This window comes from Oceanobacillus aidingensis (genome assembly GCF_042654105.1).
Lineage (GTDB): Bacteria > Bacillota > Bacilli > Bacillales > Amphibacillaceae > Oceanobacillus > Oceanobacillus oncorhynchi.
Genome location: NZ_JBHSFT010000010.1, coordinates 246,670 through 258,304 on the forward strand (window position 1 = coordinate 246,670; position 11,635 = coordinate 258,304).

Sequence of the window (11,635 nt, forward strand, 5' to 3'; positions counted from 1 at the left end):
AAGGTCCGGAGTTTGGAGGCTTTTTTCAATCATAAAAAGAAAAAGCCATTAATGAAGCTCCTCTCGCTCTTCAAATGACTTTATTCTTAATAAAACGTATTTACTTCATCTTTCATAACCCGGTTAATCCATCATTCGCTTCTTAAATGTAACGGCAGCCAACACTACCATCGCCGCAGCCCATGCTCCAATAATGGCAAATGGCTTCCACAGCTCTCCAAACCCAGCTCCTGCATCTTCCAACTCTACAATTTCCTGCAGCTGGAGTCCTGGTGTATATTCTAATATTTGTAAGAAAGCATATTGCTCCGCAAACATAATAAACATATTTCCCATCCCAAATATAAACATTACAGGCAGGATATATACAGATGCTTCTAACACACTTCTAGTAATTAAGCCCATCCATGTACCTAATGCAATAAAGAAAATCAAGGACAGAACAATTCCAGCCATTAAACCGATTCTGCCGGAGAAAGAAAAATCCATAATAAACATACTGATACCCGTTACAATCACGGTAATCAAAATCGTTACTGCACTTTTTCCCGACAATATTTCGGTCAATGTTGCCGGGGAAAGCATCAGACCGCGTAACGTGTTTTTCTCTTTTTCTTCTGCTATCATCGCACACTGCAGGAAAGTACCAACTAAAGCAAGCGACATGCTGATGACAAACAAATGCATCTCTATCGTTACATTATCCATTCGACCATATATGACGGCAAAGATAAGCGGCATCAATGCAGTAGACGAAACATACATATTTCGATATAAATCTTTTAAATCCTTTTGAAAAATGGCCATAAATCGTTTTACAGAAAATGTCATACCAGTTCCCTCCCTGTTACTTCAACAAAGATATCTCCTAATGTTGGTTCTTTTGTATAAATCCGCTCCACCATTTCCCGGGAAATATATTGTTGAATTTCCTCAGCACTAGATGATTGAAGTGGAAGCTCCAATTCTCGCCCATCTTTCAGTTCGAGTCCAATTACCTCTTCCCGATACTGTTTTTTTAGCTGTTTTGGTTCGTCTAAAAGCTGGACAACCCCTTTATTTAAAAAGGCTACCTGGCTGCATAGATGATCTGCTTCCTCCATATCATGCGTGGTCAGAAAAATAGTCGTTCCCTGTCGATTCAGTTCTTTTAAACCGTTATGAATATGTTTTGAATTCGCAGGATCCAATGCCGATGTCGGCTCATCTAAAAATAACAACTCAGGCTTATGCAAAAGTGTTCTTGCCAATAATACGCGCTGTGTCATTCCTTTAGACAGCTTAGCAACCTGTGTTTTTTTCTCCGAACCTAAATTAACTGCTTCCAGCGCCTCATCGATCCGCTGTAAAGATGTACCATATAAATCTGCATAAAGCTTTAAGTTATCATAAATAGTCAGCCGTGCGTATAAACCGCTATTATCCGTCACAACCCCAAAGCGTTTTCGATATTCCGGTGTATTTAATTTGGAAACAGGTTCTCCAAAGACCTTCGCTGTCCCTGCTGTCGGCCTCATTTGTCCAGTTAAAATTTTTATAGTTGTTGTTTTCCCAGAGCCGCTCGGACCTAAAAACCCAAATGTTTCACCCTTTTTCACTTGAAAAGAAACATTGTTTAATCCTTGCTTTTTACCAAAAATCTTCTCTAAAGATATCACTTCAATCATATTCTCCATCCCTGAAACCTCCTGTATCAGTTAAGTTGCCTGTGACTACAGAATAGCTTCTTTTCAACAATGGTGCAGTATATTTTCGACGAATGGAGTATATATCACATTGAATTATGCTTATTCTACCCCCAATAATTCTTTCAGCTCGTTCAACTTTGATTTCGATAATGGAACCTCAGAGCTTTTTTTATCTACAAGAGATAAGCTGTAGCTGTTTCTCGTCCATGTAATTACTTCTCTTATTTTTTGAAGATTCACAATATAAGAACGGTGACAGCGAAAGAATCCTTGATGAGACAAGCGCTGTTCCAATTCTTTTAAGGTAAAACCTGTAGGAAACCCCTCTCCGCGAGTATACAGATAGGATTGTCCTTCCTGACTTTCGATGTAATCAATCTCCTGCGGATCAAATAAAATAATCTTATCCTCTACTTTTGCGGAGATTTTATTTAACTGGAAAGTTTGCTTTATTTGAACCGCTTCTTCTGCTGTTTCTTTAACATTTGTTTCTGTGGAGGTTAAACGTTCTTTCTCCTCTGTTTCCACGTCCATTTGCTGTATCCCTTGCTCATTTAGACGATAGACCGTATCCGAAATGGTCACAGCACTCTCCGTACTTGTCGTTAAAATCAATACCGCTTTTTGCTGTTTCTGCAGCAATTCGACAAATTGATGGAGGACCCGTTTCGTTTCTAAATCTACATTGACCTCAGGCTCTTCGAAGATAACCACTTCCGCCTCCTGCATTAATATTCTGCCAAACTGAACACGACGCTTTTCAGAACGATTGAGCTGATGCATCTTCCATTTCGCTTTTTCCTCCAGTTGGATTTGCAATAGTACTTCCTTTATGGAAGTCTTGCTTTGATATAAAGAGCCGATAAATTTCAAATATTCCTGTACCTTCAATCTTTCATAAATGCCCTCTTCATACCAGCAAATCCCTAAAGAAGAAACGTATTTCTGCTTATCCTCCTGTAATGTCTGTTGCTTGATTTGAATCGATCCATTCCGCACATTTTCTTTTCCGATAATCATCTGCAGCAACACCGCACGTATATTAACAGTGGATTGAATTGCCTTTATTTCTCCAGGTTTTACTTCTATATCTATTTTCGGAAATAAGGTCTGGTCTCCCTGACGATATTCCATTCCGTTTATGCTTAACATGTTTCATTCCTCTTTCTATTGATAACATCCTTTATATGAGCTTGCAGTCTAATGATTATTTCATGACAAACCGTTGAATCTTTGATACAGTAGACTCAAAGATAATAATGAAAAGCAACTACTAGGGGAGCCCAACATCGCGGGCTGAGAGGGAAGCATGCTTACTTTCCGACTCTTACAAACCTGATCTGGCTAATACCAGCGTAGGGAAGTAGTCAATCAACATATGATTACTCTCAGTATACCAAATCAGGCTTCTCGATAAAGCCTGATTTTTTATTTTTACAAAGTAGTTACCTTTTCATTTCCCTTAAATTAGAAGGAGATGATTGGATTGAAAAATCGCACACGCCTGTTAACAATGATGGCTGTACTTGTTGCTATCGGAACGATTGGATCACAATTGCTCTGGTTTCCTGCCGGAGTTGCCAGAGCCTATCCTGTTCAACACGCTATCAATGTTATTGCCGGGATTATGCTCGGGCCGGGTCCGGCAGTTATTGTCGCATTGATGATTAGCCTGCTCCGAAACCTTTTAGGACTGGGAACCTTGGTTGCTTTTCCTGGAGCAATGATTGGAGCTTTTGCTGCTGGGGTATTGTATAAGAAAACGCAGAAATATCCAATGGCAGCTCTTGGAGAAATTATTGGCACCGGAATTATCGGCTCTTTCTTTGCAGTTCCGATAGCCAATCTGCTTATGGGAAGCTCTGCGGGAGCATTTGCCTTTATCCCGGCATTTGTTGTAAGCAGTGTCTCTGGTGCATTGATTGGCTGGCTGTTAGTCAGCCGTCTCCCGGCACAGCAGTTTTCTTTAACAAAATAATTTACTTTATTCTATCCAAGGAGGATTTTTATTATGAGTCAGGTTCGTTGTGCATTAACCATTGCCGGTACAGACCCTAGCGGTGGCGCCGGTATTCAAGCAGATTTAAAAACATTTCAGGAGTTAAAAACCTATGGCATGTCCGTGATCACTTCCGTTGTATCTCAAAATACGACAGGGGTCCGCTCTGTAGAGCATATGCCGCTTTCCATGATTGAGGACCAGCTGGATGCAGTGTTAGAAGATATGCCCATCCATGCTGTGAAAACAGGAATGATTGCAAGTAAGCAGATGATGGAATTAATCGTAAAAAAATTGGAGAAGGTTGATGCACCTTATGTCATGGACCCAGTGATGGTGGCTACCAGCGGGGACTCATTGATTGATGAAGAGGGCCGCAGCTTTTTACGGCAATACCTTCTTCCATTAACAACGGTTGCAACACCGAATATTCCGGAGGCAGAATTCCTGACTGGACGATCCATTACAACTGAAGATGATATGAAAGGCGCAGCCGAATACCTTGTTCATGAATATGGTGTAGATGCAGCCTTAATAAAAGGCGGCCATTTAAAAGGACAAGCAATCGATTTTCTTTATGACGGGAAAAAAATGCATAGCTATGCTGCAGAACGCATTGATACGAAGAATACGCACGGAACAGGCTGTACCTATGCCGCTGCGATTGCTGCTTATTTGGGGAAAGGCTGTCCGCTTCCGGAAGCAGTAAAAAAAGCAAAAGCATTTGTGACTGCTTCCATTTCGAAATCCTTTGACCTTGGAAAAGGGAACGGCCCGACAAATCATTGGGCTATCCGGGAAACCACAGAAAGGAAGATTACGCATGAATCCTGATATTATTCAGCAAGCCAGAAACAACACACCGCTTATTCATCATTTAACCAACCAGGTCGTCATGAACTTTAATGCAAATGGACTGCTGGCTTTTGGGGGCAGTCCTGTCATGGCAAAGGAAATACGGGAAGCTACAGATATGGCCAAGGCCTCCGATGCACTTGTCTTGAACATCGGCACCATTTTAGAAAGCGAAGCCGATGCAATGATTACTGCAGGCAAAGCCGCTAATGAAAAAGGAATTCCTGTTGTTCTGGATCCCGTTGGCGTGGCTGCGAGCTCTTTTCGAAAAGACATGGTCGAAAAGATTCTACAAGAGGTACGTCCAACAGTTATCAAAGGAAATGCAGGTGAGATTGCTTCCTTGGTCGATGCAAACATCCAATCACGCGGAGTAGATTCTGTCGGCGAAGGAAATGTAGATGAAATTGCAGAGCAAGCAGGCAGAAAATATGATACTGCAATTGTGATAACTGGAAAAACAGACGTTATCCATGCTGATCAAAAACTAATTTATAATCAAACAGGGCATCCGCTTCTTTCTAATATTACTGGTTCCGGGTGCTTATTAGGGTCTATTGCTGCCGCGTGCCTGACGACTTCTTACACCGTCTCAGAGCAGCTCAGCTCCGCACTAAGCTTTTACGGACTGGCGGCTGAACATGCAGCAAAACTGCCGCATGTACATGGTCCGGGAACTTTTTTACCAAGCTTTATTGATGCCTTATCCTTTACACCGAAGCAGTTAAATGGAGGATTGGAAGATGATTTTTAATCGAGAGCTATTAAGAAAATATTTTATTATGGGAAGTCAAAACTGTCATAGAGACCCTAACGCTGTTTTAGAAGAAGCGCTTGCTGCCGGTATTACCGCATTTCAATTTCGTGAAAAAGGGACTGGATCATTGAGCGGAGAGAAAAAGCTTCAGCTTGGCAGGGAGCTTAGAGAACGTTGCCGCGCACATGATGTTCCATTCTTTATTAATGACGATATTGAGCTTGCGGAGGAATTGGAGGTGGATGGGATACATGTCGGACAGGATGATATGCCTGTCAAAGAAGTTCGCACCAGGTTTTCAGATAAAATCATTGGCTTATCCATCTCCACACAGGAGGAACTGGATCGGAGTCCGCTTGAGCTGGTGGATTATATTGGTGTCGGTCCTATTTTTACAACGTCTACAAAAGAGGATTCAAAACAAACGGTCGGACTGGAGTGGATTCATACCATCCGCGCTCAATTTCCAGATATACCAATCGTGGCAATTGGAGGCATTCAGACAGAAAATGCCCCTTCTGTCATAGAAGCAGGTGCTGACGGTGTTTCCTTTATTACTGCTGTTACAGAGGCCGATGATATTAAGGAAGCTGCAGATAAGTTATAACGGGCACCCTCCATTTTTATTATCTGCTAATGGCGCCCATTCTGCCTATAATGAAGCGCAAATAACGCAGATACCTCATATGCTATTAGGGAACATCAGCCTAATAGAGGAGGAAAATTATGAATCATTTTCAACCACAGCATCCAAACGGGCAGGAAAACAGACAAAATAACCTGCCCGGACAGATGTTAAATAATTATTTTCAGCCAGCGCCGCAGCATGACTATTCCAATGGAGCTTTTACCGGCAGACCGGACGGAAAATCTGGCGGAGAGGGCGGCTATCAGGCAGAACCGTATTCTGCTAATTCTATGCCGCCTCAATACGATCATCAGCAGCCTGCTAATCCTATGGCGGCTCCATATGAACAGCAGCAGCCTGCGAACCATATGGTGCCTCCATATGAGCAGGAGCATCATTCATCGCCGGAGCGAATCGGCGGCTTTTTTCCTGGTGCACCAAATGGAAATGGAGCAAATTTCCCTGAGGGGATGATGGAACAAATGATAGATATGTTCCCTGAACCTCCAAATAACAATGGGAATGGAGGGGCCTTTCCTAATTGGCCGCCAGCTCCATCCTTCCCAAATTTCCCTGAGAACGGAGGAAATGAAGGACCTCAAGGGCAGCAGCCTGCACCGGCAGGAATGGGCGGGATGAACAGCCAGCCTCCGATGGGTCCGCCGCCTAATTTTGTGCCGCAAAAACAACAGGTGCAGACATTCGCAGTCGACCCTGGCGGTATCAGACATTGCATGTTCCGCTTCACCTATATTTGGCCAAATCATGGCAGAGGATTTTGGGCCTTCCCGACCTTCTTAGGAAGAAACTCGATTGCCGGATTTCGCTGGAACGGGTTCCGCTGGGTTTACTTTGGGATGGACTTAAATAGCATTGAATCCTTCCAATGTATGTAAGGATGATAACATCCGTATATAATGAAAAAAATGGACAGCAGAAGAGCATTGCCTTCGCTGTCCATTTTTTTCATTTCTTTATTTATATTTTTTATCTTCTTTTTTACGCATTTCACGCTGCCAGATCAGCCCTTGCTCCAGCGCCATTTTCTTTGCAATTTTCGGCGCGTTCCAAAGAGGCGGCAGTATCAGTAACGATACCGGTACAGCAGATATAACAATCGAGTTTTGAATCGATGTAATACTGTCTTCCCCAATGGAAAGAATAGCTGCTGTAAATGCTCCAAAAAGCACAGCCCAGCATACCCGTAACCAGCGCTTCGGATTATCATGGCCCGATAGTGTAGCTGCAACGGTATAAGACATGGTATCGGCTGTTGTAGCAACAAATACAATCGATACCAGCAAGAATGCAACGCCCATTACGGTGCCAAGCGGAAGCTGATCGGTAATTGCCATCACAGCTGCCGGCATACCGCCCTCTGCTAATGCAGTAGAAACAGAACCTTCATCCTGCATTTCAAAGAAAATACCTGTTCCGCCAACAATGGAGAACCAGAAATTCGTTACAAGCGGGGCTGCCACTGATACTGCAATAACCAGCTCCCGAATCGTTCTTCCTCTGGAAATCCGGCTGATAAAGACAATAAGCATTGGCGCATAGCCAATAAACCATGCCCAGAAAAAGAGTGTCCAGCCTGACAGCCATTCGCCGTCTCCTCGGTAGAACATCATCTCGAACATATTTTGAATATGCACACCCGTTCCGCCGACAAATCCATCAATTATAAATGCAGTAGGTCCAATAATAAGAACAATAACGCCAAGAAGAATGGTAAATTGGACATTCCAGTTACTTAAATGATAAATTCCTCTATCTACTCCAGTCGCTGCCGAAATTGCTGCTACCGCAACCAGAGCGACCACTACTACAATGCTCATTGTCAATGTGTTCGGAACATCAAATAAATGATTTAAACCATAAGAAATCTGCAGCCCCAAGAACCCGAGCGGGCCCAATGTTCCTGCTGCTGTTGCAATAATAGATACGACATCTGCAGCCGTACCGATAACACTTTTTTCAAAAATCTTCTCTCCAAAAATAGGATATAATAATCCACGCGGCTTTAATGGATAGCCTTTTTGATAATGGACATACATCATAACGATAACAGCTAAGGTACCAAGAATTGCCCATGCAAGGAATCCCCAATGCATAAATGCTTGAGCAAATGCCCCTTCAATAAAGTTAAATTGTCCTCCGCCAAAAAGCGGCGGGGTATCCATATAATGATACATTGGCTCGGCAGCTGCCCAGAAGACACCGCCTGCAGCCAGCAAGGTAACTAATATCATACTAACCCAGCCAAAATAGCTGTATTTAGGTTTATCCTGTTTTCCTAATCTTACTTTTCCATACTTTGATATCGCCAATCCTAAACCGATAGCGAAATTAAGGAATAAGAGTATTTGCCAATAAGCTCCAAACCAATCAGCAGACAAATTAAATAGGGTATTTACTGCATTATCCACCATATCACTGTTGATCAGCGACAGGATAATAAATACTACTAAAAATCCTCCACTGATATAAAAAACTGGCCAATCTAAACCTTTTCCTTTTCCTGACTTCACATTTTACCTCCTGTTTTGTGTAAGCGCCTATCCTTACATTTATATATCATGGATAGACCTGGGGATAAAAGCAGCTTTTCCGTAAAATCCTTGACACGCTTTTATCCTCTCACGTGTTTTATTAGCACATATCTTTCTATTATAGTTACGTGCTTCCTACAACACAACCCGCATTTTAAAGACCTATTCAGCGAATTACTTTGAATATAGAAGTATTTCCCTTATTAAACATTATTAAACCCTTCTCAGTCCCCAAAATAAAAAAATCTCGCGGAATATAGCGAGATTTTCTTCTGATAATTTTTATTTATTTTTTCAAGTCTTACGAATTAATAATTTTATCAACGGTTTCTTCCACTTCATCTCTGGACATTTTTTCTTTCCCGGTTTTCAGAGCATTTAATGTTTTATGCGCAAGTGCCAGTGGAATACGGCAGAAAAGCAGGATATTTTTCGTAGTAATTTGCGTCATATATTGATCTGCTTTTTGCAAATTCGCTTCAGCGTAAGCAAACATTTCTTTTTTGGACCAGTCATCCGGAAAGAATCCGACTCCTCGTTCTGCGTCCTCGTCCACATTCCGTAATATATTCACAGCCTGTAATCCACGACCGTAGCCAATAGCCAAGTCACGATCTGTTTCGGTCCCATCATACCAATTCCATATATCAGACAGCATTACGCCGACAAGACCGGCTACATAATATGTATATTCATCTAAATCTTCTTTTGTCTGTACATTCCATTCTTTCCTTGTCCACTTGGCCATCCCCTCTGCCATTTCACTGGTTGAATCTTTTACTTTCTGCTCGATATCATCGGGGCAAAAATCAATCCAGTCCGGCAGGCGCAATGTCACCTCTGGAAGTTCCTTTTCATGAGGAGCTACCAACTGCTCATAAGCTCCACGCGGAAACACAGGTTCCTTCAACAAACGGCTTGTCTCCATTAATAAGTGCTGCTTTACTTCTGCATCCATTTCCTCGTGATCTTCTATCTCATCCACAGCGCGCATGCAGAGGTAAGCTGAACCAACTGTTTTCCGCAACGTTTTGTTCAACAGTTTAATGGGGATATAAAATGTTCTGCTCGTCTGTTTTAAAACCTTCATTGCATCTTTTTCTAATGTTGCTTTGCTGCTCACCCAAAACTCCTCCTTATTTCATGCGGTTAATACCAGTATAACAAACAAGTTTCTTTTTTTCCTTAAAAGTGTTGAATTCTCATTAATTTTCACATAAAATTCTTGTGCTATCTGTTCCTTTTAAGCTAAGATAATAAATAGTGTTTTGTAAAACGAAAATTCATTCCGTGGGAGTTTTTGCTTTTCTTCGCAATAAGTATAGATGCTGAAAGCGTTTGTTTAGACAATCATAACTAATCCAAGATAATTATAGATAAGGCGTGTTGTTTTATGAATAAAGGTGTGTATTTGTTAATGACCATTTCATTCGTTGTCGGAATGGTTGAATTAATTATTGGCGGCATTCTCGATTTAGTCGCAACAGACTTAGACGTATCCTTAGGAAAGGCAGGACTTTTGATTACGATTTTCTCTCTGGTTTTTGCTGTTTCCTCTCCTATTTTACTTTATTTAACAGCTTCTGTGGAACGGAAAAAGCTGACGATTATTTCTTTATTCATCTTTTTGCTGGGAAATATACTAGCTGTTTTTAGTTTGAACTATACGATGATTTTTATTAGCAGAATTATTTCCGCAGCAAGTGCTTCCTTATTAATTGTACTTTGTACAATGATGGCGTCCTCGATTGTGAAGCCTGCTTACCGCGGTCGGGCTATCGGCACCGTAAGTATGGGAGTAAGCGGATCTCTGGTTTTCGGAATTCCATTTGGTTTAATACTCGGTGAATCATTTGGCTGGCGGGCGCCGTTTGTACTTATTGCTCTCTTAACAGTTGCTTCTATTATATGTGTTTATTTGTTTATGCAGCGTGTTCCTTCTTCGGAAAAACCCTTGCCGATAACAACACAGCTAAAAATGATTCGCAACCCAAAAATTCTTTTTATCCTGCTGACTACGTTCTTTGTGTTAGCTGGGCATACTGCGTTATACGGCTACTTGAATCCATTTGTAAAGGATTTTATGGAATTGGACGGCATCTGGTTAAGCGCCATTTATCTGATTTTTGGTATTTCTGCTGTCAGCGGCGGTGGTACAGGCGGCACATTATCCGATTTATTTGGACCAAAACGAACCATTCTTGCTGCCATTGGTTTATTTGTAGCTACGATTATAATTATCCCTGCTTCATCATTCCATGTGGTATTATTCCTTGTCGTGCTTATTCTATGGGGAATGCTCAGCTGGGCAGTCTCTCCACCGGTTCAAAGCTATTTGATTGAGACCTCTCCACAAAATTCGAGCATCCTGGTCAGCCTAAATAACTCTGCTTTACATCTGGGTATTGCAGTCGGATCCTTTGTTGGAAGCATCGTCATTGAACAGGCCAGTGTAGATAAGAATGCCTATGTCGGCGGAGCAATCGTTTTATTAGGTCTGTTTACTGCTTTGATTGCCCTAAAGGGATATAAACGTCCGCAGGTTACAGCTGAATCTGAATAGTTTCTTCCTTTGTAAAGCTTTGCTGTTATATATGAACCCCTCTGAAAGCTTCTTTTTTTCAGTTTTCAGAGGGGTTCCTTTCTGCCCACACGCTATATTTTTAACGGAAAACAACAGCTGCCTCAGGAATACGTTTGTTTATCTTTCTCACCACATGAGCTCTTTTCCTTCTTTATAATAGTTCGTCTGTATATCACAATAGGAAACACTCCTAAAATAAACCCAGCCAGCGCAAAAATCTCTGTTTTCCCGATACTATAGCCAATACTTACACCCAGGCTTAAGAAAATAATAAATAATGCTCCGAGATGATAAATTCGCACAGTTCTCTTCCCCTTTTTATCTATTTATATGAAAAAATAGCAAAAATGGCACAGCCGCTGGATTCATTCCGTTAAAACCATTCTAAAATGTGACGATTTTTTAAATCGCTGATTATTCCGCTTTAAGAAAACGGTTACATATATAAACGCTTATCTTTTCTAAAAAGTATGTGTAAAATAATACTCGAAAGTGATAAAAAATCCCCTAGCCAAAAAAGAGAAGGTACTCTATCATAAAATGTATGCTTTGCAGGGCATAATACATTTACG

General features: G+C 41.5%; 12 protein-coding genes and 1 riboswitch. Of the genes, 6 read left to right on the forward strand and 6 right to left on the reverse strand.

Translation table 11 applies throughout. The annotated features are described in order from the left end of the window. Positions 1-123: 123 nt before the first annotated feature. The 3 genes from ACFO3P_RS07925 to ACFO3P_RS07935 all read right to left on the reverse strand — a co-directional run bounded on the left by ACFO3P_RS07925 (position 124) and on the right by ACFO3P_RS07935 (position 2,840). The gene (locus tag ACFO3P_RS07925) at positions 124-831 is read right to left on the reverse strand and encodes an ABC transporter permease (protein WP_042532085.1); all 708 of its coding nucleotides are present in this window, start codon (positions 829-831) and stop codon (positions 124-126) included. Then, positions 828-1,676, reverse strand: a complete 849-nt coding sequence (locus ACFO3P_RS07930; protein WP_379542344.1) for an ABC transporter ATP-binding protein — start codon at positions 1,674-1,676, stop codon at positions 828-830. Before ACFO3P_RS07930 ends, ACFO3P_RS07925 begins: the two co-directional genes overlap by 4 nt. 111 nt (positions 1,677-1,787) lie before the next feature. Then, positions 1,788-2,840, reverse strand: a complete 1,053-nt coding sequence (locus tag ACFO3P_RS07935) for a LytTR family transcriptional regulator DNA-binding domain-containing protein (RefSeq protein ID WP_042532081.1) — start codon at positions 2,838-2,840, stop codon at positions 1,788-1,790. A 113-nt stretch (positions 2,841-2,953) separates the two neighbouring features. After that, positions 2,954-3,067, forward strand: a riboswitch (TPP riboswitch). Positions 3,068-3,201: 134 nt separating this feature from the next. On the opposite strand from ACFO3P_RS07935, the gene thiW reads away from it, so the two are divergent. The 5 genes from thiW to ACFO3P_RS07960 all read left to right on the forward strand — a co-directional run bounded on the left by thiW (position 3,202) and on the right by ACFO3P_RS07960 (position 6,823). Beyond that, a complete protein-coding gene (thiW, locus tag ACFO3P_RS07940; RefSeq protein ID WP_276325313.1) occupies positions 3,202-3,666 on the forward strand; it encodes an energy coupling factor transporter S component ThiW in 465 nt (154 codons plus the stop codon). 33 nt (positions 3,667-3,699) lie between these two features. Further along, positions 3,700-4,521: a bifunctional hydroxymethylpyrimidine kinase/phosphomethylpyrimidine kinase gene (thiD, locus tag ACFO3P_RS07945; protein WP_379542345.1), complete on the forward strand. Its 822-nt coding sequence runs from the start codon at positions 3,700-3,702 to the stop codon at positions 4,519-4,521. Next, complete coding sequence (gene thiM, locus ACFO3P_RS07950; protein WP_042532076.1) at positions 4,511-5,296, forward strand: hydroxyethylthiazole kinase; 786 nt, start codon at positions 4,511-4,513, stop codon at positions 5,294-5,296. The genes thiD and thiM overlap by 11 nt, the downstream gene beginning before the upstream one ends. After that, positions 5,286-5,906: a thiamine phosphate synthase gene (thiE, locus tag ACFO3P_RS07955; protein ID WP_379542346.1), complete on the forward strand. Its 621-nt coding sequence runs from the start codon at positions 5,286-5,288 to the stop codon at positions 5,904-5,906. The genes thiM and thiE overlap by 11 nt, the downstream gene beginning before the upstream one ends. Before the next feature lie 119 nt (positions 5,907-6,025). Next, positions 6,026-6,823 (forward strand): hypothetical protein, encoded by a 798-nt coding sequence (locus ACFO3P_RS07960; RefSeq protein WP_341172581.1) that lies wholly within the window; start codon positions 6,026-6,028, stop codon positions 6,821-6,823. Between the two features lie 78 nt (positions 6,824-6,901). Here ACFO3P_RS07960 and ACFO3P_RS07965 read toward each other — a convergent pair whose 3' ends face one another. Both ACFO3P_RS07965 and ACFO3P_RS07970 read right to left on the reverse strand, forming a co-directional pair. Next, positions 6,902-8,458, reverse strand: coding sequence for a BCCT family transporter (locus ACFO3P_RS07965; protein WP_042532072.1), 1,557 nt, complete (start codon positions 8,456-8,458; stop codon positions 6,902-6,904). Between the two features lie 322 nt (positions 8,459-8,780). Next, positions 8,781-9,602: a squalene/phytoene synthase family protein gene (locus ACFO3P_RS07970; protein WP_042532071.1), complete on the reverse strand. Its 822-nt coding sequence runs from the start codon at positions 9,600-9,602 to the stop codon at positions 8,781-8,783. Between the two features lie 270 nt (positions 9,603-9,872). Between ACFO3P_RS07970 and ACFO3P_RS07975 the strand changes: the two genes are divergently transcribed. Further along, positions 9,873-11,042, forward strand: coding sequence for an MFS transporter (locus ACFO3P_RS07975; protein ID WP_212928607.1), 1,170 nt, complete (start codon positions 9,873-9,875; stop codon positions 11,040-11,042). A gap of 122 nt (positions 11,043-11,164) precedes the next feature. Here the strand turns inward: ACFO3P_RS07975 and ACFO3P_RS07980 are convergent, their stop codons facing one another. Continuing rightward, a complete protein-coding gene (locus tag ACFO3P_RS07980) occupies positions 11,165-11,365 on the reverse strand; it encodes a hypothetical protein (RefSeq protein WP_042532067.1) in 201 nt (66 codons plus the stop codon). Between the last annotated feature and the right edge of the window lie 270 nt (positions 11,366-11,635).